Raw genomic sequence first — 25403 nt, forward strand, 5'->3', positions numbered from 1 at the left:
CCCGATAATGACGGTCTGGCCCGCAATATACTTATTGCCAAGCCAGCCTTACTTCGCATTGTCGACGCAAGGGTGATGCAAAGGTGAAGAAAAAGGTGAGGCAAACATCGTGTTAGCAGACTATTCGCTATTGTTAATCAGTGCCATTCTGGTTAACAACTTCGTACTGGTGCAGTTTCTAGGCCTTTGCCCCTTCATGGGCGTGTCTAACAAACTCGAAACTGCCATCGGCATGTCTAGCGCCACCACCTTTGTACTGACACTGGCGTCTATTTGCAGTTGGCTCACCTACGAGTGGTTGCTCATACCCCTTGGTTTGGAGTATCTGCGCACCATTACCTTCATTCTGGTAATTGCCGTTGTTGTGCAGTTCACCGAAATGGTAGTTCGCAAAACCAGCCCCATGCTCTACAAAGTCCTCGGCGTATTTTTACCCTTGATCACCACCAACTGCGCAGTGTTAGGCGTGGCGTTGCTCAACATCAATAAAGACCACAGCTTTGTTGAATCCACTCTATATGGCTTTGGTGCCGCCGCTGGTTTCTCGATGGTATTGGTTCTTTTTGCCGCGATGCGCGAGCGTATTACCGCTGCCGATGTGCCCGTTCCGTTTAAAGGCCCTGCCGTAGGCATGATTACCGCTGGCCTTATGTCCCTCGCCTTTATGGGCTTTGCCGGACTGGTATAGGCTAGACATATGATCGAACTCATTGCCCAAAACCCCTTTATTGCATCATTAGTTGCACTGGTCGGACTCGGCCTCGTCTTTGGTGCCCTGCTAGGATTTGCCGCGGTAAAATTTAAAACCGAAGGCGACCCGATCGCGGATCAAATCGAATCACTATTGCCCCAAACCCAATGCGGCCAATGCGGCTATCCCGGCTGCCGCCCCTATGCGGCGGCTATTGCCGACGGCGACGACATCAACAAATGCCCGCCCGGCGGCGAAGCGACCATTGCCGCGTTGGCAGATTTACTCGGTGTTGAAGCAAAGCCCTTAGATGCAGCTGAAGCCGCGGTTCCCTCGGTTGCGTTTATTCGCGAAGACGAATGCATTGGCTGCACTAAATGTATTCAAGCCTGTCCAGTAGACGCTATTCTCGGTTCAGCCAAACACATGCACACGGTTATCGCCAGTGAATGTACTGGCTGCGACCTATGCGTAGAGCCCTGTCCGGTAGATTGTATCGACATGCGACCAATTGAAACAAACCTGCAAACCTGGCACTGGGACAAGCCCAAACCCGTTGAAGACCTCATCGCCTCAGACCGCGGCACTGCTGCGAAAAGTGGAGCTGCAGCATGAGAAAAATATGGGACATCCACGGCGGCATTCACCCCGCTGAAAATAAAAGCCAATCTCTGCACAAGCCGATTGAGAATGCAGGTATTCCAAAACAACTCATTCTACCGCTGGCCCAGCACATTGGCGCGCCAGCGAGCCCCATTGTTAACGTGGGTGACCGAGTCCTTAAGGGACAAATGATTGCCGAAGCAAAAGGCTTTGTCAGCGCGCCTGTTCACGCTCCAACGTCTGGGATCGTCTCGGCAATTGAATCGCGGGTTATTCCTCATCCCTCTGGCATGAGCGCAAGCTGTATTGTCATCGACACCGACGGCGCAGATGAATGGATAGCCCACAGGGGTACCGATGATTACACGACCCTCAGCAAGCTGGAATTAGTTGACCTGATTCGCCAAGCTGGCATTGCCGGTATGGGCGGCGCGGGATTTCCATCCGCGGTAAAACTCAGCACCCGCGACGACAAGCCGATAGAAACGCTTATTCTCAATGGCACCGAGTGTGAGCCTTATATAACAGCAGATGACATCCTTATGCGTGAACGCGCAGAGGAAATTATCGCAGGCGCAAAGATTCTGCGGCATATCATTAAACCGAACAAAGAAACCCTAATCGGTGTAGAAGACAATAAGCCAGAAGGCATTGCCGCACTTGAAAAGGCCGCGGAAGGCACCGGCATTGAGATCGTCACTTTTCCGACCAAGTACCCCTCTGGCGGCGAAAAGCAGCTAATTCAAATCTTAACCGGCAAAGAAGTTCCCACTGGCGGGCTTCCTTCTGATGTCGGTATTGTGTGTCAAAACATCGGCACAGCAACGGCAATTTACCGCGCCATTCAATTTGGCGAGCCACTGATTTCCCGCATCACCACGGTGACCGGCGATGCATGCGAACAACCGCAAAATTACGAGACCTTACTGGGCACGCCGGTTCAGTATTTATTAGACAAAAGCGGCTTCAAAAAAGATGCCTGTATTCGTTTAATTATGGGCGGCCCCATGATGGGCTACACACTGCAAGACACCGCCGTGCCCATCGTAAAAACAAGCAACTGCGTACTAGCGCCAACCGTAGCGGAATTGCCGCCACCGCCACCGGCTCAGGCCTGCATCCGCTGCGGCATGTGTGCAGAAGCCTGCCCCGTTTCGCTTTTGCCTCAGCAAATGTACTGGTTCTCTCGTGCCCAAGAACACGAGAAGCTCGAAGATCATAAGTTGTTCGACTGCATCGAATGCGGCGCCTGCTCCTTCGCCTGCCCGAGTAATATTCCATTAGTTCAGTACTACCGTGCATCAAAAGCTGAGATTCGCCAAGCGCAGCAAGACAAGATGAAAGCCGAGCGCTCTAAAGAACGCTTTGAAGCGCGCACTGCAAGACTAGAACAAGAAGAAGCAGAGAAGGAAGCCAAACGCGCCGCGCGGATGGAAGCCGCGAAGGCCAAAGCGGCTGCCGCCGCAAATGCACCGGACTCGAGCAAAGCCGATATTATTCAAGCCGCGATAGAACGCAGCAAAGCGAAAAAAGCCGAATCGGCTGACCCCGCTCAAGCAGCCATCGCCCGTGCGCAGGCCAAACGTGATGGCAATGCCGAGGAAGAAAGTCCGCAGGAAAAAACCGAGCGCTTGCAAAAATTATTCGCCAGCGCCGAAAAACGTCTGACGGCGGCGAAAGAAAAACTCGCCCTTGCTCAAGAGCAACAAAGTGACAATGCAGATGCATTCGCCACAGCGGTGAGCAAAACCGAAGAAAAGCTCGCGGCAATTCAGCAAGAGCTGACTGAGCATCGAGCAAGCTTGACTCCGCCACCTGCAGACGCGACATCCGCAGACCCCGCCCAAGCGGCCATTGCCAGAGCCCTCGCAAAACGAGCCGGAACAACTGCGGACGAAAGCAAAGAAGACAAAACCGCGCGTTTGAAAAATACCGTAAGTACCACTGAAAAACGGCTTGCCGCAGCCCAAGAAAAGCTAGCACTGGCGCAAGAGCAGAATGACGCCAATGTCGCCGCCTTTGCCACCGGGGTTGAAAAAACCCAGGCTAAACTCGATACAGCAAAAAAAGAACTTAGCGATCATCTAGCCACGCTTGCCCCCAGTGATACAGCCAAGCAAATAGCGAGCGACGACCCTGTTCAAGCCGCCATTGAGCGCGCCAAGGCCGCACGCGAAGCGCAGGCTTCAATGAGTGATGCGGACAAGGTCAAACAAAATATCGAGTCGTTAGAAAATCGCATTGCCCGCACGAAAGAAAAGCTAGACGCCGCCCGCGCAGAGGGCAGCGACACAGCAGATATCTTGGCCGATTCATTAGCAAAACTAGAAGCCAAATTGGCCGCCGCTCAGCAACAACTGAGCTAAACCCAGATTACGAGCACCAGTGACATTATGGGATTTTTAAAAGTCAGTTCACCACATGCCCACGGCCCCATGAGCACCGCGAGAGTGATGCGCTTGGTGCTACTGGCGACCATTCCCGGCGTGTTTTCGCTGACCTTTTTCTTCGGTTTTGGCACGCTCATGAATGTACTCTGGGCGAGCATTACCGCACTTGCGTTTGAAGCCTTAGCCTTAAAACTTCGCAAGCGCCCCATCGGTTTTTATCTCAATGATTACAGCGCCCTAGTCACGGCATTTTTACTCGGCATTGCGCTACCGCCAGCGTCACCGTTCTGGCTCATCATGATCGGCACCGGTTTTGCCATACTCATTTGCAAGCAGCTATACGGCGGTATGGGCTACAACCCCTTCAATCCCGCCATGGCTGCCTATGTCATGCTGTTAATATCCTTTCCTGTACAAATGACCACATGGCTAGCGCCCAAAGGCAGTTTTGCAGGCGATCTGTTAGGCCCGATCGATGCGTTGCGCTACTGCTTTGGTTTTGGCCGCGAGGCCATAGACGCCATCACCATGGCAACCCCGCTGGATGTACTCAAACAAAATAATTCACTGCTGGTCAAAGACCTCTGGGAAGAATCAGCCCAGTTTGGCCAATTCGCAGGAATAGGTTGGGAATGGGCGAACATTGGATTTTTACTCGGCGGCATTTATCTTCTCTATCGACGCGTGTTCACATGGCACGCGCCAATAAGCATGCTAGCCTCGTTAACCGTCATGTCGGCTCTCTTCTACGATGGCGGAAGCTCAGCTTCAGGTGGTTCACCGCTGTTTCACTTGCTCAGTGGCGCGACCATGCTCGGCGCATTCTTCATCGTGACTGATCCCGTTACCTCCGCAGTGTCCAATCGCGGTCGCCTTATTTACGGTGCGCTCATCGGGGTTTTGGTCTACATCATTCGAGTCTGGGGTAACTATCCCGACGCGGTGGCATTTTCTGTTTTACTAATGAATTTTGCCGCGCCATTTATCGACCACTACACCCAACCCAGAACCTATGGTCATAAACTGAAGGATCAGCAGGGAGGAAAGTCATGAACATCCTCGGCAAATCCATCACCAAGAATGGCATCCTGTTGGGTCTTTTCGCCATCGTCACCACAGGCGTGATTGCCGGTACGTACCTCTCAACCCGCGGATTAATCCAAGACAATATTCGCCATGCAGAAGAAAGTGCGCTGCTAGAGCTATTCCCTAAATCTCGCCATGACAACTCCATGCTCGACGACGCTATCAGTGTCGACAACAGCGAACTGCTCGGACTGCGAGAAGCTAAAAAACTCTACCGCGCCAGTATGAACAGTGAATTCGTCGGCGCAATCCTACCTGCGACAGCACGAGACGGATACACCGGCGACGTAGATATGATTGTCGGCATTAACCGGGATGGCACCATCGCCGGAGTACGGGTGCTTTCCCACCGAGAAACCCCAGGTCTTGGCGACCAGGTCGACTACAAAAAAAGCCAGTGGGTAGATGGATTTATTGGTAAAAGCCTAACTAATCCAGAAGAATCAAAATGGGCAGTGAAAAAAGACAAAGGGGTATTCGACCAATTTACCGGTGCCACCATCACCCCAAGGGCGGTTACTAAAGCCGTACACAAAGCATTACAATACTACGACGCTAACATCGATACGATCAGCGACATCAATGATTCGCTCAGCGCCGATCTGAACACCCAATCAAATTCGGGAATCCAGCAATGAGTGACATCAGCTACCGCGAAATATCACTAAACGGACTCTGGAAGAACAATCCCGCCATTGTTCAGCTATTAGGCTTGTGCCCATTACTCGCCGTCACAGGCTCAGTAATAAACGCCTTAGGCATGGGCTTAGCGACAATGTTAGTACTCACTGTGTCGAACACCTGCGTCTCCATGATTCGCAACTTTGCCTCGGATGCCATTCGTCTGCCCGCCTTCGTCATGATCATCGCGGCAGCAGTAACCTGCATAGAGCTACTCATGCAGGCCTTCGCTTACGAGCTATTTCAAATACTCGGTATCTTCCTGCCACTCATCACCACCAACTGCGTCATCCTCGGACGCGCCGACGCCTTCGCCTGTAAAAACAAAGTACTGCCAGCCATGTATGACGGCTTCATTATGGGTGTAGGCTTCGCGGTAATACTCATGCTATTGGGCGCCATTCGTGAAGTTATCGGCACGGGCGCCATCTTCGCCAATATGGATCTACTGTTCGGCGAAGGCGCAAAAAGCTGGAAAATCGTGTTGGTAGATGACTACACCGCCGTCCTTGTCGCCATTCTACCGCCCGGTGCGTTTATATTTACCGGCATGATCATCGCGCTGAAGAATATTATCGATACCGGCATTAAAAACCGCGAAGCAGCGAAAACAGAGAAAGTTGCACCGACGAGTAGGCGGGTTCGGGTGACGGGGAATATAAGTTAATCAGCAGGAAAGTTATCATTTTCAGTTACGTATTATCACCTGCGGCTCGTCAAGCCGTAGGACTTCAAAAGCACTAAAATAATAGCTCGCAAAACCGAGATAAACGAAAAGTTTTCAGCGACAAGCTCAAACCAACGCGATAGGCGCCGCCCTCACCATTAAACTAGGAACAGTCTCTCCTTTTATTACTGCAGAATAAAGAAGTGACACAAAATTCGAAACACTACAGATGCTTACAATTAAGATTTCTGTCCGCAAAAGGTAAAAAGAAATATGCCGACACCATCAGAAACATCGATAGCGGCATGATGTGGTAAAACAGCCCATCAAAAACCGAAAATACTGGAATCGAAATAACTAACGCGGCGAGCACCACATCTGCCAATGAAGATGACCTTCCGATTACAATCTTAAGGCACTTAAAAAGCAAATACCCGAAGATCAAGAATATAGCTAAGGACCCAATCACGCCGAATTCGAGTAAAAATTGAACTACAAAATTGTGCGGCTGGACAATATTTGACCCCATAACACCAAGGCGAATAAAGGCATCAGGCCCAGCACCAAATAACCAAGAACCATCCAAGGCTTCGATGCTTCTCGACCAAATTGACAATCGACCTGAAGAAATCCTATTAATAGTGGCGTCAGCGGCGCTCCGCGTCAGAGAATTAAAAAGAATATGGGTTTCACCACTCAACACCAAGGCCAAACCACCTGAAAAAAGGCCGAAAGGAATAACCATATATTTCTTGAGATTAGCTCTAAAGCTTCTATTCATAAACGACAAAACCAAAAAAGCTAGCAATGCTACCCACTGGCCCCGACCACCGGTCCAAAGAGTCAAAAAACCAAGTATAAAAAATATTGGAAAAGCAAGATAATGCGCGATACGCCCTCTAAAGATCATCCAGGCAGACAAACCAATCAAAAAAGCCAAATCGTAATTCATGTGGCGTAAATGTCGGTAAAGTGGGGGGTGCCCTTTTATATTACGCCTCCACTCCAAAAGATCCGCTCCCAAATAAACATAGAAGAAATAAACACATGTTCCGATAAGCGACAGCAATTTTAAGTAATATACCCACTCCAAACCTTTTTCGTCACTAACATGAAGCCAAGCCAAAAATCCGAAGATGAACATAAGTTGAGCGACGTAAACCCATCCCCGATATATTCCTAAAACCGGAATATAATGGCACGCCCAGACCATCACCATCAAAAACATAACAAAACAAAAAATCCTAAAAATAAGGCTTTCCTTGATAGCAGCGACAAACAAAATAATTGCTTCAGGCAACATTATTAATGAAAATATCAGCTGTTCAATCGACGTCCAATAGTTCACCAGCAAAGAGGTATTGCTATATGTAAACAACAGCGGCGAGATTACAATTGCAACCAAAACAGCGGACGCCAATGCAACTCGAAATTTAAGACTTGCTATAAAATAGTCTTTCAGCACATTCCAACCCATTAATTTTCAGAAAAGACACGATTGTTATGTAGCGAGATCAGACTCAAGCCTTTACTCAGCCAATCTTCACTTACAATGGTTTGGCGATACCCCCCGCCATGCAGTGGATCTCCGTCCAACAAATAACATTTTTGCAGTTCGCCAACACTACCGAGATAAATTTCACCATAACTTTTCGCCATGCATTCTTGGTGAGCCCCACCACAACTACCGCTCGCCATACTGCAAAGCATATTCCCGACACGCACAGAGACTTCACCACTTTTCATCATTATCGCCCATGGCTTCTCTACTGCAGTAAGCAGATCCTTACCTACAAAATTAGAACTGTATTTGGTAAGTCCCAACATCGACAACAAGGTGGGAGGAATATCTATTTGACTGCCCACTTGAGTAATTTCGATCGGCTTATCGATATAAGGATGATAGATAGCCAATGGCATTCGAAAAAACTGCTCATTTTTTATAAGGATATCCGCCTTTTCGGAATCTCGGTCAAACGCCCATATCCCATGATCCGAAGTAACTAAAACAATAGTATTTGATGCTAAAGCGGAATGACGAAACGCATCCCAGAATTTTGAAAACGCATAATCTTCGTAATGTGCAGCGGTTAAGTAATTTGAGAAAAGCTCTACCCCTCCGGCAGCACTCAGGTAATCTGGGGACGGCAAGCCCCACTCCCACTTAAAGGGATAGTGACTACTCAATGTGGTAATGTGCGCAAAGAACGGCTCGCTTTCACCACTCAATTTATCCAACATTAGACCATACATTGCCTCGTCCGAAACTCCCCAACCAATCTCGGGTAAATTCGCCTCTTTGCGACGCTCAGCGTCAAAAAACTCTAGTTGCTGAAAACCTATTTTCGGAAGATATTGATCGCGGTTATAAAATTGGCTTTTATTTCCATGGAAATAGAGTGTTTTATAACCTTCTCTCGCTAGTATTTCCGGCAAACACTCCAGATTTTTAATCTCGTCCGCGAACTTCGAATAGGGAGGCTTGCTGCTGTAATCGAAGATACCGCACCAAATAGCCGTCTCTCCTTTTACAGTAAAGTTTGTATTTGCGTAGAATTGTGTCGCTTTAATATTTTCATTAGCAAATTGATTCAGATGTGGAGTTACATCGCCCACCTCAGGATAAGGTCTCATCAAAGACGCGCGAATCGACTCCAGCGTAATTACGATGACATTTAATTTTTCGGACGGCCGCGCATCCAGCCCACTACTAATCGTTTTTCGATTAAGGCTTTTAAATTCTAATTCCGCTGCAACCTGCCCCTTCTCTAGTGCTTTTGGCAAACTTTCTCGCACAAAAAAAGCATGCACGGGGCTGACATAAGAAGGGGAAAGTGTAAACACCGACAGCTGACGGTAACGATCAAACGAAACTGTTAAAGTTATTGCAGCCACCAATGTGATGACCAAGGGAAATGCTATTAACACAGCTCTTACCTTGACTATAGGCGTTAAAGGCTTGCTGTGGACACATATGGAAATAATGGCCAATACCAATCCTATACCTGATATCCAGAGCAGATCAGACAAAAGACTAAATTCGGAAATCGCCCTAAAGCTGTCGAGAGAGTCATCGATTAAGGATAACGACTGGTAATTAAAGTAGGTCTGGAAATACTGGAAATACCACCAGTTACCGGCACTCAATATCACATGTACAAGCCACACCCCAATAACAGTAGACGCATATATCCATCTGGAAAACCAACTCGAAATTAAGACTATAGAAAGGGAGAGTGATGCAATAAAAACGGCACTCAGCATGCCCGACGGATGAGGGTTGAGGCGCCCAAAATATGATGTAAAAGCAAACAACAAGACCATTGCAGCTGCGCAGGTTAGACTGGACTCAAAAATTCGTTTCAAGATAGGCCACTCTACTTGCTTACCATTAAAAAAGGGGAGTCCAGAGACTCCCCTTCAATTCCAAGCAGCCAGCAAAACTAAAATCAGCCGGCCTAAACAATACTAAACAATACTAAACAATCAGTTCTGAGCGATACGACATGAGCCAGGCAGGTACTTTGCATTGCCAGCAGTATCAGTAGTGGTGTCTGGCCCACATACCCACTGCGCAACCAAGCCGCCCGCAGCAACATCAGCACAAGTTGCAAACGTTGTTGCAGTTGCATTTGAACAAGGCTTCATCTGAACGATAACCGGAGTTGCGCCTAAACTTTGAGATGTAACGGTGACCAAACCAACAGCGTTAGTTTCAATAGATGCCACATATTTACTAGTAGACGTGCTTGATTCACAACCCCATTCATTTGCATCCGGCAATGTAGTCGAACTCTGAACAACCTCAGTAATAGAAGTACGGCACGCTGAAGCCGCAAGTACCACTTCAGAAGCCTTGGCACGAATGGTGTAGTCTTGGTAAGCAGGTAAGGCAACCGCTGCCAAAATACCGATAATCGCGATAACGATCATCAATTCGATAAGAGTAAAACCTTGTTGTGTTCTTTTCATAATGAACTCCAAAAATTTGTCGATTTCTTTTTGTGATAGAAATCCATCACTATCGAGTAACATACAATATGTATGCCACCAGCCCCAGCTATCAGCAAACTTATTTTAAATAATGAATTATTACAGTGTTTCACTCCAATAATCACGCGCATGAACACCTACAAACTAACCATCGCTACAGAAAACCAAAGTAATCAAATGGCGCACTATGACAATAATTGTCACAAACTACGCATATCTGGCAGGCACTAGAGATGACAGTTGAATCTTTCCGCCACTAAAGCTGCACGCCTAAAACTCCTTTTCCGCGCTATAGTGCTTAATCTAATGATAGGCACTATACTGTTTTAATTACATTTTTAACGACAAAGCGACGCTATGAACAGCCCCATAACGCCTTTAAATGGTTTAGCCCGACGCCTTGTTTACGATGAGGTTCTTGACGAAGATACCGTTCGTAAAGCTCAGGAAACCGCCCAAAAAGATAAGAAAAGCCTCGTTTCCTACTTAGTCAGCAAAAATTTAGCAGATGGCGTTCGCATTGCGGAAATAGCGGCGGATGAATTCGGCATTCCTTTTATCGATCTACGCTCGTATACAACAGAGCTGGCTCCCCAAAAAATTATCGATAACAAGCTGATAAAGCTTCACCGAGCTTTGCCGTTGTGGAAACGCGGAAAGCGTTTGTTTATTGGCATGTCTGACCCAACCAATATTCACGGCCTAGACCAGATTAAATTCCATACAGGCTTAACTACCGAACCCATCATTGTCGAAGAGGCTGCACTGAATTCGGCTATTGAGAAATACCTAGCAGCTCAGGAAGAATCCCTCGCCGATAGTCTTGGCGATATGGATGATATCAATTTAGAAAATCTAGATATAGAAGCCGTCGACGAGACCGGCGGTGGTGATGTTGAGCTTAAAGGTGCTGACGAAGCTCCAGTGGTTAAGTTTGTAAACAAAGTACTATTGGATGCAATTCGCGGAGGGGCGTCTGATATCCATTTTGAACCCTACGAAAAGATTTATCGAGTCCGTTTTCGTACCGACGGCATATTGCAAGAAGTCGCGCGTCCGCCCGCATCTTTAGGATACCGCCTAGCTGCACGTCTTAAGGTTATGTCCCAGATGGACATTTCCGAACGGCGAGTGCCGCAAGATGGCCGAATTAAGATGAAGCTGTCTAAAACCCGAGCAATAGATTTTCGGGTAAATACGCTGCCTACCCTTTGGGGGGAGAAAGTAGTTTTGCGGATTCTCGATCCCAGCTCAGCCCAGATGGGTATAGATGCGCTGGGCTATGAACCCACGCAAAAAGATATGTATATGAAAACCCTGAATCAGCCACAGGGCATGATTTTGGTAACTGGCCCGACAGGCTCAGGTAAAACAGTTTCGCTCTATACCGGTTTAAATATACTTAATACGCCTGAACGAAATATCTCTACAGCCGAAGACCCGGTAGAGATTAACTTGGAAGGCATTAACCAAGTTCACGTAAATGCCAAAGTGGGACTTGGCTTCCCTGAAGCCCTCCGCTCCTTCCTACGGCAGGACCCTGACATCATCATGGTCGGTGAGATTCGAGATTTGGAAACGGCGGAGATCGCTATCAAGGCGGCCCAAACAGGTCATTTGGTTTTATCGACACTCCACACCAACAGCGCCTCAGAAACCCTAACGCGACTCCTCAATATGGGAGTGCCCGCATTTAACGTTGCCACCTCCGTTAGTTTAATTATTGCGCAGCGTCTCGCAAGGCGCTTATGCAAAGAATGCGCTATACCTTTAGATGTACCGCAACATACCTTAATTGAGGAAGGCTTTACCGCTGAACAATTAGAGTCAGCGACTATTATGCACCCCGTTGGTTGCGACCGCTGCAATAATGGCTACAAAGGCCGCGTGGGCATTTACGAAGTTGTTCGCATCACGCCAGAGATATCCCGTATTATTATGGAGAATGGCAACTCCATTGAAATTGCCGCCCAAGCGCAAAAAGAAGGCTTCCCTAATTTGCGACAATCCGCGCTGAAGAAGTGCGCACAGGGCGTTACTAGTCTTGAAGAAGTAAACCGAGTGACGAAGGATTAATAATGGCAGCAACATCCAAAACACAGGTTTTTGTTTGGCAGGGCGTAGATAAGCAGGGCCGAAAAACACGAGGCGAGCTTACTGCCGGGTCTAGCGCCTTGGTCAAGGCTCACCTTCGGAAACAAGGCATTGCTGCTAAAAATGTGAAGCGCAAACCAAAGCCTCTTTTCAGCAATAAAAAACCGATAAAGCCTGCAGATATCGCGATTTTCACGCGTCAAATGGCAACCATGCTTAAAGCGGGTGTACCTTTAGTACAAAGTTTCGACATTGTGGCTGAAGGCGTTGAAAACCCGACCATGCAAGAACTAGTTGTCGATATTAAAAACGAAGTTGCTTCCGGTGGCGGTTTTGCCGCTGCTTGCGCGAAACACCCTCAATATTTTGACGACCTGTTTTGCAGTTTGATTTCTTCAGGCGAGCAATCCGGTACGCTGGAGGTAATGCTTGACCGAGTCGCTACCTATAAAGAAAAAACTGAGGCACTGAAAGCTAAAATCAAAAAAGCACTTACCTACCCAATCGCAGTTATGGTTGTTGCCGTTGTAGTTACAGCAATTCTATTGATCAAAGTAGTACCAACTTTTGCGGTCACCTTTGAAAGCTTTGGCTCAGACCTTCCCGCTTTTACAAAAATGGTGGTCGGCTTATCTGAGTGGACGCAAGGCAACTGGTATATTGTATTGGGTCTAGCCATCGTCGCCGGCGCCGCGTTTAAGAAGGGAAGAGAAAAGTCCCAGCCATTTTCAGATTGGGTCGATAAGATGACCCTAAAAATGCCAGTGGTTGGCGACATCGTATTCAATTCCGTCATAGCACGCTTTTCTAGAACCCTTGCCACAACATTTGGCGCGGGTGTTCCACTGGTTGATGCGCTGAATTCGGTTTCGGGTGCAGCCGGCAACGCGGTATACCGAAAAGCCATAATTCAGATTAGGGACGATGTAACGACTGGTCAAACCTTGTATTCGTCGATCCGCTTCACCAACCTGTTCCCAAACATGCTTCTGCAGATGGTATCCATCGGCGAAGAGTCTGGATCACTGGATGAAATGTTAGACAAAGTCGCCACCCATTATGAAGAAGCCGTAGATAATGCTGTAGACACACTTACCGCCTTGTTAGAGCCATTTATCATGTCGGTACTTGGCGTATTAGTTGGGGGCTTAATGATCGCGATGTACCTACCTATTTTCATGCTAGGTTCTGCAATGTAAAGCCATCCACTTTCTTGAAAAAATGCTCCCAGTTGAGCTGAATAGACATTTTTCTGAGTATTGTTATGACGTTATTTGAGGCTATAGCGAGGGAACCAGCCCTCACTATAGGGTTAGTAGGTATTGTTGGATTACTCCTTGGCAGCTTTTTCAACGTTGTCATTTACCGACTCCCGAAAATGATGGAAGCCAATTGGCGACAGGAGTGTGAATACTTACTCAGTGACGACAAAGATTCATCGCCACAAATATCACAGACCGAGCAATTCAATCTAGCCATACCCAATTCACATTGCCCTTCCTGCAATGCGCCAATAAAGGCGTGGCAAAACATTCCAGTAATTAGTTATGCGATGTTGGGTGGACGCTGCGCTAGCTGCAAGACTAGCATTAGCCTGCGCTACCCACTTATTGAAGTTATCACGGCGCTATTAAGCGTCTTTCCCTTATTAATGTTCGGCCTTACGCCCTACGCCTTTGCTATTATTTTGTTCAGCTGGCTACTGCTGATTCTTACCGTTATTGATATAGACCATCAACTTTTACCAGACCAAGTTACCCTACCTCTGCTTTGGCTCGGGCTTCTCTATAACAGCATATTTGCCCACATCCCGATTACCGATGCACTGTGGGGAGCGATGGCCGGCTATATGATTTTATGGAGCGTGTTTTGGCTCTTTAAAATTGTTACTGGCAAAGAAGGTATGGGATACGGTGATTTCAAATTACTAGCAGCCTTGGGCGCATGGCTTGGCTGGCAGTATTTACCTTTAATAATTCTTCTGTCGTCGGTCGTAGGGGCGGTATGTGGCGGGATTATATTAGTGGCGAAACGCAACTCAACATCCACACCCATGCCGTTCGGTCCCTACTTAGCAGGCGCAGGCTGGATAGCGGTTTTCTGGGGCGATACGATTATTAATACTTATCTTGGTGTTGCTGGGCTTCGCTAAGAAACGCTAACTTATGAAACTCTTTCCACCTAATATGATCACGTTAAATTATGAGTAACTTTATTGTTGGCCTAACCGGTGGCATTGGCAGCGGCAAAACCGCTGTTTCTGACCGCTTTGCGAAGCTCGGCATTGGTATTGTCGATGCTGATGTTATCGCGCGCGAGGTTGTGGAGCCAGGCACTGAGGCCCTAGGAAAAATTACTGCGCATTTTGGCGAAAGCTTACTTTTAGATAACGGCCAGCTTAATCGCGCGGCGCTGAGGCAGCTTATATTTACTGATGCTAGCGCCAAATCGTGGCTAGAATCGCTTTTGCACCCACTCATTGCCCATGAAACACTCAAGCAACTAGGCGCTATTCAAAGCAGCTACGGAATCTATGTGTCGCCGCTATTAGTCGAAAGCAAACAACAAGGTATGTGCCAGAAACTAGTAGTCGTTGATGTTCCTGAGTCAGTGCAACTTGAACGCACAATGAAACGCGATAGTAATGAACAAACGCAAGTGGAACGGATAATCGCCAGTCAAGCAACCCGCAAGGAACGGCTTGCTGCAGCGACCGATGTCATCGACAACAATACGGGGTTTACCGATCTCGATCTGCAGATCAGTCGTCTACACAAACAATTTTTAGAATTAGCCGGAACAGATAAATGAATAATTCGACTAAGAAGCCACCCGTCGTCCCCTGCCCCAATTGTGGGACAGAGCTAGTGTGGGACACTAGCAATAGCTATCGCCCCTTCTGCTCTGCGAGCTGCAAAAACAATGATTTAGTGGCTTGGGCAAATGAGGATCACGCTATTCCAGGCCAGCCTTTAGAGGATGTGTTTAGCGAGGATTTAGACCGTAATTATTAGAAACAATTTTGCAAATTCGTATAAATTATAAGCTATACAAAAACACACCAAATTCACCATACTGCATAGATACCCATGCCCAGCCTTTGTTTAACCCCCCCTTAGAAAAACCAAAAACGATTCCTTCAATAATAAAGGCATTCGCCCCGCAGATATGTCTACCCGCTCTTGATCGGGTACGACAATGACTAATAAAAACTACTTAAAACCTAGCGTTGAGAAGATAGATTTAAGATGGCGTCTACAATAGCGGCATTGGCGGCGGGGAATTCGTATTCAGGAAGCGCTTGCGGCTCTACCCAGCGCAGAGGCTGGCCTTCTTTACCAACTGGCTCGCCGTCAAAATCCGAGACAGTCCAAACATCGAGTAGCACTACTTTATCTGTGTAATCGTGGCGTATTTCAAGCAATTGAGTACAACTGGAAACGTGAACAACAATGCCGAGTTCTTCATGTAGTTCACGAGCTAGCGCGTCACCTACCGTTTCACCGGATTCGACTTTGCCACCAGGAAATTCCCACACGCCACCTTGATGCGCATCGTCATGACGACGCGCAATCAGTATCTGGCCCTTAGGATTAAAGATGACGCCAACCGCAACATGAACCCGTTTATTAACTACGGTATTCGGCATTGATTTTAACGTAGTCGTAGGAGAAGTCTGTGGTCCACACCGTCTCGGTGTGCTGACCTCGATTTAGGTTGATGCGAATAGACATTTCGGCCTGTTTCATCACCGCCGCACCCGCCGCCTCAGTATAGCTTGCCGCACGACCACCGTTCTCAGTAATCAGTACGTCATCAAGATGAACCGTCAATGACGAGACATCTAAACTATCTACCCCAGCACGACCAATGGCCGCCAATATACGCCCCCAGTTAGGGTCGCTGGCGAACAGTGCCGTTTTTACAAGAGGTGATTCCGCTACGGCATAGGCAACTTTAAGCGCCTCTGACACATCATTCGCACCAGCCACCTCAACCGCGACGAATTTTGTCGCGCCTTCGCCGTCTCGAACAATCGCATGTGCTAGTTCAAGAAATACGTCGTTTATGACCTGCTGTAGCTTCTCGTAAACCGGACCTTTTGCGATTGTCAATTGTTCGCCGCCAGCACGACCAGTAGCAACCAATACACAGGAGTCGTTTGTGGAGGTATCACCGTCAATGGTAATTCGGTTAAACGAGGCGTCAGCGGCAATATCTAACATGTGCTGTAATACATCAGGCGCGATAGCAGCGTCCGTCGCCACATATCCCAACATGGTTGCCATATTGGGCTTAATCATACCGGCGCCTTTAGATATGCCGGTAATTGTTATCAAACGACCGTCGATCTCAATCTGCTTTGATGTTGCCTTGGGACGCGTATCGGTAGTCATGATGCCGTTAGCAGCGTTTAACCATGCATCTGCTGACAACGCGCTCACAGCCGCAGGCAATGCAGCGACAAGTTTTTCAATCGGTAATTTCTCGCCAATGACACCTGTCGAGAACGGTAGAATTTGATCGGGGGTAACGCCAACTTCCGCCGCCAAGGCGGCGCATGACGCCTCTGCGTCAGCCATACCGATTACGCCGGTACCGGCATTGGCATTACCGGTATTGATCAGCAAATAACGCGATGATGCCGCGGCAAGATGCTTTTTAGACAGGGTAACCGGCGCTGCGCAGAACGCATTTAGCGTAAATACACCCGCGACCGAGCTACCTTCGGCCAATTCAAAAACCACGGTATCAATACGGCCTGGCTTTTTTATACCCGCACTGGCTACACCAATCCGCACACCATTAACGATATGCAGCGCACCCAACTCACCAGAACCTACCGCCATGTTTTTGTTTTCCTTAGTCTAATTTACCATGACATTGCTTATATTTTTTACCCGAGCCACAAGGACAAATCTCGTTGCGACCCACTTTGCGGGTTTCACGAACGAAGGTCTCTGGCTGCGCAGCCGGCGCTGCTTGATCAGGCTCGTCTTCATCAACACTTAAGCCACTAGACACTGCGTGCTGAAATTCCATTGCACGCTTAGCCTGTTCTTCACGACGCTGCTGCTCAAGCGCTTCTGCATTTTCATCTTGCTGCAAACGGAGATGCGAAAGGAAGCGGACAACGTCGTGTTTAAGCGAATCCAACATTTGCTGGAATAGCTCAAATGCCTCTCGCTTGTACTCTTGCTTGGGGTTCTTCTGTGCAAAGGCGCGCAAATGAATACCGTGACGCAGGTGATCCATTGTCGACAAATGCTCCTTCCACAGCGTGTCCAGAACCTGCAAGAAAATGTGACGTTCGATTTTACGCATATCGGCACCGACCAGGGCGCATTTTGCCTCGTAAGCTTCGTCGATAGCTGCGTATACACGTTCTTGGATGATCGATTCATTCACCGAACGATCTTCATCCAGCCACTGCTGTATTGGCAGTTGAACTTCAAACTCAGTAGCAATACGAAGTTCTAATCCAGCAATATCCCACTGCTCTTCAAGCGTTTGCGGAGGAATATATTCGCTAATAACATCGCCAACTACATCCGCACGAATCGCTTTTAACATGTCGCTGATATCGTCAGCTTCTAGTAATTCGTTCCGCTGCTGATAAATAATCTGACGCTGATCGTTTGCCACATCATCGTATTCGAGTAGCTGCTTACGCATGTCGAAGTTACGTCCTTCAACCTTGCGCTGCGCTTTCTCAATAGCGTTAGACACCATGCGATGCTCGATGGCTTCACCTTTTTCCAGCCCCAAGGCCTGCATAATGCCGCGCACCCGATCGGAAGCAAATATACGCATTAAGCTGTCTTCAAGTGACAGATAAAAACGCGATGCACCCGGGTCGCCCTGACGACCGGCACGACCACGCAACTGGTTATCAATACGGCGTGATTCGTGACGTTCGGTACCAATAATCAGAAGACCGCCAGCCTGCATGACCTTCTCGTGGCGTATTTTCCAGGCCTCGCGAAGCTCATTGATCATGGCATCGGAGGGGTTGTCTAAATGAGCAATCTCAACGTCTACATTACCGCCGAGAACAATGTCTGTGCCTCGACCAGCCATATTCGTTGCAATGGTTACGACACCTGGTCGACCAGCCTGAGCAATAATTTCCGCTTCTTGTTCATGGTATTTCGCGTTAAGCACTTTGTGCTGAATACCTGCTTTTTTGAAACGCTGGGACATTTCTTCAGAGGTTTCTATTGACGCGGTACCCACTAGAATCGGCGCACCGGTTTCAACAATGTTTTTCACATCATCGACAATCGCGTCGTATTTCTCTTCTTTGGTCAGGTAGACCAAATCATTAGAATCTCTGCGCGCACTTGGCTTATTGGTCGGGATAACGACAACGTCTAAACCGTAGATCTGGCGGAATTCGAATGCCTCTGTATCTGCCGTACCGGTCATACCGGCCAATTTCTCGAATTGGCGGAAGTAATTCTGGAAGGTGGTAGAAGCAAGCGTTTGACTCTCGGCCTGAATAGTTACGCCTTCTTTGGCTTCAATCGCTTGATGAAGCCCTTCAGACAAGCGACGACCAGCCATGGTCCGTCCAGTGTGTTCATCAATCAGAACGACTTGATCGTCTTGAATAATGTATTCCACGTTATTGTGGAACAGAATATGAGCTCGCAGAGCGGAATTCACATGATGCAGTAAATTCAAATTGCCGGCTGAATAAAGACTGTCGCCCTCATCCAACAAACCAGCTTGTGTTAATAGCTCTTCAACTTTCTGATGACCCTGCTCAGTCAACTCGACCTGACGCATTTTCTCATCAACGGTATAGTGACCATCACTGCTAGGCTTGCCGGTCTCATCAACTTCGGCAGGAATAAGTGAGGGAATAAATAAGTTAATTTGCTTGTAGAGCTTTGAGCTGTCTTCCGCTGGCCCTGAAATGATCAGCGGCGTCCGTGCTTCATCAATAAGTATGGAATCGACTTCATCGATAATGGCGAAATTTAGACCGCGCTGGAAACGATCGCTGATGGCAAACGCCATGTTGTCACGCAGATAGTCGAAACCAAATTCATTGTTGGTGCCGTAGGTAATATCTGATTGGTAAGCTGCGCGCTTTTGCTCTGAATCTTGACCTGAGCGGATAATACCAACGCTTAAGCCCAAAAATTCATAAAGGGGTCGCATCCAGTTGGCATCACGCTGGGCTAGGTAGTCGTTAACCGTCACCACAAACACACCATTTCCTTCAAGCGCGTTTAAATACACCGCTAGAGTACCAACAAGGGTTTTACCCTCACCGGTGCGCATCTCAGCAATAGTGCCTTCATGTAAACTGATACCACCGATAAGCTGAACGTCAAAGTGACGCATGCCCATCACTCGGCGGCTCGCCTCGCGACAAACAGCAAACGCTTCGGGTAATAACTGATCTAAGGTCTCACCTGCACTTAAACGCTCTCTAAACTCGGCTGTTTTAGCCGCGAGCGCCGCATCATCCAATGCAGTCATGCCCTCTTCATGCGCATTGACCTTAGCCACAACTTTACGCATCCGCTTAAGTTCGCGGTCGTTTTTACTACCAAAAACTTTTTTAACTACTGCTGATATCATGATGAATTCGTTACTGTTCCCGGGATTAGATCCCTATCATTGATGGCTTTAGCGGAGTGTCAAAATTCTACTACGACCCTGGCTCGAAAAATCAATTAAGCCCCTCACCACGCGATGAATTTGTATCGCCCACAAAAACCGCACCAAGCTACATTGTCCGAATGAAAATTTGATGACGGCCCTGATGTAATATCCGAGGAATTTACACCAAATTTTGCACCAAGTTCCCGTAGGTAGGAAAAATACTTGCCTTTACACCGAGGCGCAATATCGCATAGATGAGAGAATATTACCATGCTTGGGCTGATGCCAGACCAAGCATGGCGAGGTGCATATCACGCTACCGCGGCGGGAGCCATGTAGCTAATCGGTGCGTCAGCAGGATCATCGAATGTCACCCACTCCCAGGCATCGGTATCTTTAATAAGCGCTCTAAGAGACACGTTATTAAGACCATGACCAGACTTATGGGCTTTAAACTCGCCTATCAGGCTGGTACCCAACAAGTACAAATCACCAATTGCATCTAACACTTTGTGCTTAACAAATTCATCTTCATAACGAAGTCCGTCTTCGTTAAGAATACGGTATTCATCAACCACAATCGCGTTATCGACACTACCACCCTGTGCTAAACCTTTAGAGCGAAGGTATTCGATTTCGTGCATAAACCCGAAGGTTCGCGCACGGCTGACTTCCTTAACAAACGAGGTAGTCGAGAAGTCGAGTTCGGCATGACCCGTCCGGTCTTTAAAAACCGGATGGTCAAAGTCGATGGTAAAAGAGACTTTAAAACCGTCAAAAGGGAGGAAACTCGCGATTTTATCGCCATCTTTCACCGTCACCGCGCGCTTTATACGGATAAATTTCTTAGGCGCACTCTGCTCCTCAATCCCGGCAGACTGAATGAGGAAGACAAATGGCCCAGCACTACCATCCATAATCGGCACTTCCGAAGAGCTGACCTCTACATAGGCATTATCAATACCCAAGCCCGCCATTGCAGATAGCAAATGTTCAACCGTAGATACCCGCACATCGCCGTTCATCAAAGTCGTCGACAACGTGGTATCGCCCACATTTTCAGCGCGAGCATGGATTTCAACAACGGGATTCAGGTCGGTGCGACGAAAAATCACACCAGTATCAACCGGCGCGGGCTTCAGCGTCAGGTAGACCTTGTCTCCAGTATGCAAACCAATTCCGGTGGCACGGATGGTGTTGCGTAAGGTGCGTTGTTTAATCATGTTTCACACTCACTCTATGGGCCGGAAGGCTACATTTACTGGGGCGACAATCTTTAGTTGCTAGCGAAAATCGCTAACACCTCGCCCCACTACACCGGCTACTACTAATTAATCAGCTTGGCGCCGCAGAAACGCAGGAATATCTAAATATTCCATGTCTTTATCTGCCATTGGCGCCGGAGCCACATCTCGCGCAACCGCCGCTTGCTGGTTGTTACGCATTACTGTTGGCCGATCAAGCTTGCGATAGTCTGTTGAACGCGCCTCTACAGGACGTGATTCAACGACTTTTAGTGGTGCTTCTTGACCAATTCCGTCAAGACCGGTTGCGACCACAGTTACTCGCAATTCATCAACCATATCTGGATCGATTACCGTTCCGACAACGACTGTTGCGTTCTCAGAAGCGAATTCCTCGATAGTATCCCCGACATCGTTAAACTCGCCTAGGGACAGATCCAGACCTGCGGTAATATTAACCAAAATGCCGCGCGCCCCTTGCAAATTAACATCTTCAAGCAAAGGACTGCGAATGGCTGCTTCCGCCGCTTCGCGAGCACGATTTTCGCCAGTGGCAATACCACTGCCCATCATCGCCATGCCCATCTCTGACATCACTGTGCGCACGTCGGCAAAATCGACGTTGATCATACCTGGGCGGATAATCAGATCCGCAATACCCTGAACTGCGCCCAACAATACATCGTTAGCAGCTTTAAAGGCATCGAGTAAACTGGTGTTTTTACCCAAAACTGGCAGCAACTTTTCGTTGGGAATAGTAATCAAGGAATCCACGTGTTGGCGTAGTTCTTTCATACCCTCCAGCGCAACTGCCATGCGCTTTTTGCCTTCAAACGGAAATGGCTTAGTAACCACCGCAACGGTAAGAATACCCAGCTCTTTTGCCACCTGAGCAACAACCGGCGCAGCGCCCGTGCCCGTGCCACCACCCATACCGGCAGTGATAAAGACCATATCAGCACCTTGCAGCGCTTCAGCAATACGATCGCGATCTTCCATCGCCGACTGACGGCCAATTTCTGGGTTTGCGCCTGCGCCCAAACCTTTGGTAATAGTCGTACCTAACTGCAGTACAGTTTTAGACGATACATTGGTCAGCGCCTGTGCATCGGTATTAGCGCAGATAAAATCTACACCTTCTACATTTGATGCAATCATGTGCTTAACAGCGTTGCCGCCGCCGCCACCAACACCCACGACTTTAATTACTGCGTTTTGTGGAACGTTATCTACTAGTTCAAACATGGTTTTTCTCCCTTTTTGCATATTCAACCGTGCTGCCAACACGACCGGTTATTACATCGTTAAAAATTGTTTTGAATCCACTGTTTCAAATTTGCCAAAAAGCCACCACTGCGGACGCGACCGCGCCCACCGTGTTCTGCCTGATGTTTAATGCCGTAAAGCAGCAATCCCACGCCCGTTGCGTATATGGGATTGCGAACGATATCTGTTAAACCGCGTGCATCTTGCGGAACACCAATGCGCACCGGCATGTGGAAAATTTCTTCCGCTAGCTCCACTACGCCTTCCATTTTCGAGGTGCCGCCGGTCAGCACAATCCCGGCTGCGCACAGATCTTCGTAGCCACTACGACGGAGTTCTGCTTGAATCAGCGTGAACAATTCGTCGTAACGCGGTTCAACCACTTCGGCCAATGCTTGGCGAGACAATTCACGCGGTGCGCGATCACCCACGCTAGGCACTTTGATCATTTCGCCTTCTCCAGCAAGCTGGGTTAAGGCGCAAGCGTATTTAATTTTGATTTCTTCCGCGTACTGCGTCGGTGTGCGCAAGGCCATCGCGATGTCATTAGTCACCTGATCACCAGCAATCGGAATCACACCCGTGTGGCGAATAGCACCGTCGGTAAAGATTGCGATATCCGTGGTGCCGCCGCCGATATCTACTAGGCACACTCCCAGCTCTTTCTCATCTTCGGTCAACACCGCATAGCTCGACGCCAACTGCTCTAAAATGACGTCTTCAACTTCCAAGCCGCAACGACGAATACATTTCTCTATGTTCTGCACCGCATTCACCGCACAGGTCACTAGATGCACCTTGGCCTCAAGCCGCACACCAGACATACCTAAGGGTTCTTTAATACCTTCCTGCTCGTCGATCACGAATTCCTGCGGCAGGATGTGCAGTACTTTTTGATCCGCCGGAATCGCGACCGCCTGAGCGGCATCGATGACTCGATCAAGATCAAGTTGGAATACTTCGCGATCTCGAATTGCCACGATGCCGTGGGAATTCAAACTACGAATATGGTTACCTGCGATACCAACGTAAACGCTGTGGATCTCGCAACCAGCCATCAATTCCGCTTCTTCTATCGCGCGTTGAATGGAATGTACGGTCGATTCAATATTGACCACCACGCCTTTCTTTAAACCCCGCGACGGGTGTGAGCCAATGCCGACAATTTCCAGCTTGCCGTCTTCGTTCGTCGACCCGACGATAGCCACCACTTTCGAGGTGCCAATATCCAGACCGACGATCATCCGGCTTGCATGTGAACTAGCCATTGCTTTGCTTCTCCCTATTTAGCGATCCGTTCCGCACCGGCAACGCACTTACTTTAGCCATCTTCTTTAACTACCTTCCGACTGATGCCATGACACCGCCAACCCATTGATATAGCGCGTGTCTACCCGCTTAACTCGTTCAAAATCTGCAGCCAATTGCTGCTTATACACCCACATAAATCGTCGCAGCTTTTCCAAGGGCTCTTGGCGCCCCAAAACCAATACTGCACCGCCATTCAATGTGGCTGTCCATGCGCCGCGATCATTCATTTGCAATCGCTGCAGCACCAAATCTTCGTCACCCAGTAACTGACTCATCAAGCGATACTGGCGCATGATTTCAATCGCGCTACCCTCGGGGCCACTCAACAACGGTAAATTCGCGTCGCCAACCAACTCCTTCGTCGGCAAAAAAATCTTGCCGCGATGATTAAGTAGTCCGCCTTTACCCCAAATCGCAATTGGCGTTTCCTCAACAATCGTAATTTTCAATTCTCTCGGCCAAACCCGCTCAACAATGGCGCGATATACCCACGGTTCCTGTTCCAGCTCGCCTTGAATACCTTCCAGGTCCAAACCGATATACCCAACCGCCAAATGACTCGTTACCCGATCAACCAATACATCACGGCTGACGTGGCGAAAATCCCCAGCAAACACCACTCGGTCTACCGGAATAGATTCTAATTGGCTGCCCAATCGCTCCACGCCATAAACAAAGCCCATTACCGCCGCAACCAGCAATAGGCGATTAACAATTCGCCCCCACTCCCGCGATACCGGCTGACGCTCACCGCGCTCCGGTTTGCTGCGCTTAAAGCGATTGGGCTTAGTGCTGGCCCGCTTCATTAGCTGGTTTTACCATCACGAATACTGCCCGCTAAAATAGCCAAAACCAGCTGCTCAAAATTCAAGCCCGCTTGTTTTGCCGCCATGGGCACCAAGCTGTGATCCGTCATGCCGGGTACGGTATTTACTTCTAACAAATAAAACCGACCGTCGCTGTCTCGCATCACATCTACCCGCCCCCAGCCCTCGCAGCCCAAACTATTAAATGCGCCCAATGCGAGCTCGCTTAGCTCTAATTCGTCCGCTGCACTCAGTTCGCAGGGACACAAGTAACGTGTTTCGTTAGATAGATATTTGGCATTAAAATCATAAAATGCCGCATCGGTTTCTAACTTGATCGCGGGTAAGGCCACCCCGTTTAATATCGCAACGGTATATTCACTGCCTACTACCCACTGCTCCGCAAAGACGCGACCGTAAGCCTGTGCGTTTTGCCAAGCCGCTTGTAATTCCTCTGCGCTTTCCGCACGCGACATGCCGATACTGGAGCCTTCGCAAGCCGGTTTAACAATCACCGAACCAAGGTCAGCAATAATTGCCGCCCAATCACTGCCCGCCGTTAACTCCATAAACTTGGGGGTGGACAAACCCAGGCCCAGCCATAGCAATTTGCAGCGAAATTTATCCATCGCCAGCGCCGACGCCATAACACCGCTACCGGTGTAGTTCATACCCAAACATTCCAATGCGCCCTGCACTGTGCCGTCTTCACCACCCGGTCCGTGTAAGGCAATAAACACCTGGCTGAAATCTGACTTTAAACGCTGCATCCAGCCATCATCTGCCACATCAATTTTTTCAACTGACACGCCTTGGCGCTCAAATGCGGCGGCAACCGCAGCACCGCTTTTTAGCGAAATTTCGCGCTCGGCCGAGCGCCCACCAAACAACACGGCAAGCTTGCCGCCAATGGCTTGATTAATTTCTGCTACCGTCATCTCTTTCATCAGT

General features: G+C 48.5%; 22 protein-coding genes. 11 read left to right on the forward strand and 11 right to left on the reverse strand.

Annotation, left to right across the window (positions count from 1 at the left end; all coding sequences use genetic code 11):
• The first annotated feature begins 109 nt into the window (after nucleotides 1–109).
• The 6 genes from rsxA to O9X78_RS01085 are packed head-to-tail and all read left to right on the forward strand — an operon-like array spanning nucleotide 110 to nucleotide 6118.
• On the forward strand, nucleotides 110–688 hold the full coding sequence (gene rsxA / locus O9X78_RS01060) for an electron transport complex subunit RsxA (protein ID WP_159239154.1): 579 nt from the start codon (nucleotides 110–112) through the stop codon (nucleotides 686–688).
• A 9-nt stretch (nucleotides 689–697) separates the two neighbouring features.
• Nucleotides 698–1306 (forward strand): electron transport complex subunit RsxB, encoded by a 609-nt coding sequence (rsxB, locus tag O9X78_RS01065; RefSeq protein ID WP_269617746.1) that lies wholly within the window; start codon nucleotides 698–700, stop codon nucleotides 1304–1306.
• Nucleotides 1303–3660, forward strand: a complete 2358-nt coding sequence (gene rsxC, locus O9X78_RS01070) for an electron transport complex subunit RsxC (protein WP_269617747.1) — start codon at nucleotides 1303–1305, stop codon at nucleotides 3658–3660. Before rsxB ends, rsxC begins: the two co-directional genes overlap by 4 nt.
• Before the next feature lie 27 nt (nucleotides 3661–3687).
• Nucleotides 3688–4737: an electron transport complex subunit RsxD gene (rsxD, locus tag O9X78_RS01075; RefSeq protein ID WP_269617748.1), complete on the forward strand. Its 1050-nt coding sequence runs from the start codon at nucleotides 3688–3690 to the stop codon at nucleotides 4735–4737.
• Nucleotides 4734–5408 carry an electron transport complex subunit RsxG gene (gene rsxG / locus O9X78_RS01080; RefSeq protein WP_269617749.1) on the forward strand — a complete coding sequence of 225 codons (675 nt, stop codon included), beginning with the start codon at nucleotides 4734–4736 and terminating at the stop codon, nucleotides 5406–5408. The genes rsxD and rsxG overlap by 4 nt, the downstream gene beginning before the upstream one ends.
• Nucleotides 5405–6118: an electron transport complex subunit E gene (locus tag O9X78_RS01085; RefSeq protein ID WP_269617750.1), complete on the forward strand. Its 714-nt coding sequence runs from the start codon at nucleotides 5405–5407 to the stop codon at nucleotides 6116–6118. Before rsxG ends, O9X78_RS01085 begins: the two co-directional genes overlap by 4 nt.
• A gap of 223 nt (nucleotides 6119–6341) precedes the next feature.
• Here O9X78_RS01085 and O9X78_RS01090 read toward each other — a convergent pair whose 3' ends face one another.
• The 3 genes from O9X78_RS01090 to O9X78_RS01100 form a co-directional block, all read right to left on the reverse strand.
• On the reverse strand, nucleotides 6342–7583 hold the full coding sequence (locus O9X78_RS01090; RefSeq protein WP_269617751.1) for an O-antigen ligase family protein: 1242 nt from the start codon (nucleotides 7581–7583) through the stop codon (nucleotides 6342–6344).
• A gap of 11 nt (nucleotides 7584–7594) precedes the next feature.
• A complete protein-coding gene (locus O9X78_RS01095) occupies nucleotides 7595–9484 on the reverse strand; it encodes an LTA synthase family protein (protein ID WP_269617752.1) in 1890 nt (629 codons plus the stop codon).
• Nucleotides 9485–9604: 120 nt separating this feature from the next.
• Nucleotides 9605–10090, reverse strand: coding sequence for a pilin (locus O9X78_RS01100; RefSeq protein ID WP_269617753.1), 486 nt, complete (start codon nucleotides 10088–10090; stop codon nucleotides 9605–9607).
• 378 nt (nucleotides 10091–10468) lie between these two features.
• On the opposite strand from O9X78_RS01100, the gene pilB reads away from it, so the two are divergent.
• The 5 genes from pilB (at nucleotide 10469) to O9X78_RS01125 (ending at nucleotide 15219) form a co-directional block, all read left to right on the forward strand.
• Nucleotides 10469–12187, forward strand: coding sequence for a type IV-A pilus assembly ATPase PilB (gene pilB, locus O9X78_RS01105; RefSeq protein ID WP_269617754.1), 1719 nt, complete (start codon nucleotides 10469–10471; stop codon nucleotides 12185–12187).
• 2 nt (nucleotides 12188–12189) lie between these two features.
• Nucleotides 12190–13404: a type II secretion system F family protein gene (locus tag O9X78_RS01110; RefSeq protein WP_269617755.1), complete on the forward strand. Its 1215-nt coding sequence runs from the start codon at nucleotides 12190–12192 to the stop codon at nucleotides 13402–13404.
• Between the two features lie 65 nt (nucleotides 13405–13469).
• Nucleotides 13470–14357 (forward strand): prepilin peptidase, encoded by an 888-nt coding sequence (locus tag O9X78_RS01115; RefSeq protein WP_269617756.1) that lies wholly within the window; start codon nucleotides 13470–13472, stop codon nucleotides 14355–14357.
• A gap of 50 nt (nucleotides 14358–14407) precedes the next feature.
• Nucleotides 14408–15016 carry a dephospho-CoA kinase gene (gene coaE, locus O9X78_RS01120; RefSeq protein ID WP_269617757.1) on the forward strand — a complete coding sequence of 203 codons (609 nt, stop codon included), beginning with the start codon at nucleotides 14408–14410 and terminating at the stop codon, nucleotides 15014–15016.
• A complete protein-coding gene (locus O9X78_RS01125; RefSeq protein ID WP_269617758.1) occupies nucleotides 15013–15219 on the forward strand; it encodes a DNA gyrase inhibitor YacG in 207 nt (68 codons plus the stop codon). Before coaE ends, O9X78_RS01125 begins: the two co-directional genes overlap by 4 nt.
• A 209-nt stretch (nucleotides 15220–15428) precedes the next feature.
• Here the strand turns inward: O9X78_RS01125 and mutT are convergent, their stop codons facing one another.
• From mutT to O9X78_RS01165, 8 genes are all read right to left on the reverse strand, one after another.
• Nucleotides 15429–15854: an 8-oxo-dGTP diphosphatase MutT gene (gene mutT, locus O9X78_RS01130; protein WP_269617759.1), complete on the reverse strand. Its 426-nt coding sequence runs from the start codon at nucleotides 15852–15854 to the stop codon at nucleotides 15429–15431.
• Nucleotides 15835–17055: a bifunctional glutamate N-acetyltransferase/amino-acid acetyltransferase ArgJ gene (gene argJ / locus O9X78_RS01135; RefSeq protein WP_269617760.1), complete on the reverse strand. Its 1221-nt coding sequence runs from the start codon at nucleotides 17053–17055 to the stop codon at nucleotides 15835–15837. The genes mutT and argJ overlap by 20 nt, the downstream gene beginning before the upstream one ends.
• Before the next feature lie 13 nt (nucleotides 17056–17068).
• Nucleotides 17069–19801 carry a preprotein translocase subunit SecA gene (secA, locus tag O9X78_RS01140; RefSeq protein ID WP_269617761.1) on the reverse strand — a complete coding sequence of 911 codons (2733 nt, stop codon included), beginning with the start codon at nucleotides 19799–19801 and terminating at the stop codon, nucleotides 17069–17071.
• Nucleotides 19802–20136: 335 nt separating this feature from the next.
• Nucleotides 20137–21048 carry a UDP-3-O-acyl-N-acetylglucosamine deacetylase gene (gene lpxC, locus O9X78_RS01145; RefSeq protein ID WP_269617762.1) on the reverse strand — a complete coding sequence of 304 codons (912 nt, stop codon included), beginning with the start codon at nucleotides 21046–21048 and terminating at the stop codon, nucleotides 20137–20139.
• A 108-nt stretch (nucleotides 21049–21156) separates the two neighbouring features.
• The gene (gene ftsZ / locus O9X78_RS01150; protein WP_269617763.1) at nucleotides 21157–22314 is read right to left on the reverse strand and encodes a cell division protein FtsZ; all 1158 of its coding nucleotides are present in this window, start codon (nucleotides 22312–22314) and stop codon (nucleotides 21157–21159) included.
• A 59-nt stretch (nucleotides 22315–22373) separates the two neighbouring features.
• The gene (ftsA, locus tag O9X78_RS01155) at nucleotides 22374–23603 is read right to left on the reverse strand and encodes a cell division protein FtsA (protein WP_269617764.1); all 1230 of its coding nucleotides are present in this window, start codon (nucleotides 23601–23603) and stop codon (nucleotides 22374–22376) included.
• Between the two features lie 66 nt (nucleotides 23604–23669).
• Complete coding sequence (locus tag O9X78_RS01160) at nucleotides 23670–24452, reverse strand: cell division protein FtsQ/DivIB (protein ID WP_269617765.1); 783 nt, start codon at nucleotides 24450–24452, stop codon at nucleotides 23670–23672.
• Nucleotides 24452–25399, reverse strand: a complete 948-nt coding sequence (locus O9X78_RS01165) for a D-alanine--D-alanine ligase (RefSeq protein WP_269617766.1) — start codon at nucleotides 25397–25399, stop codon at nucleotides 24452–24454. Before O9X78_RS01165 ends, O9X78_RS01160 begins: the two co-directional genes overlap by 1 nt.
• Between the last annotated feature and the right edge of the window lie 4 nt (nucleotides 25400–25403).

The organism is Zhongshania aquatica, assembly GCF_027257955.1.
GTDB classification, from domain to species: domain Bacteria; phylum Pseudomonadota; class Gammaproteobacteria; order Pseudomonadales; family Spongiibacteraceae; genus Spongiibacter; species Spongiibacter aquatica.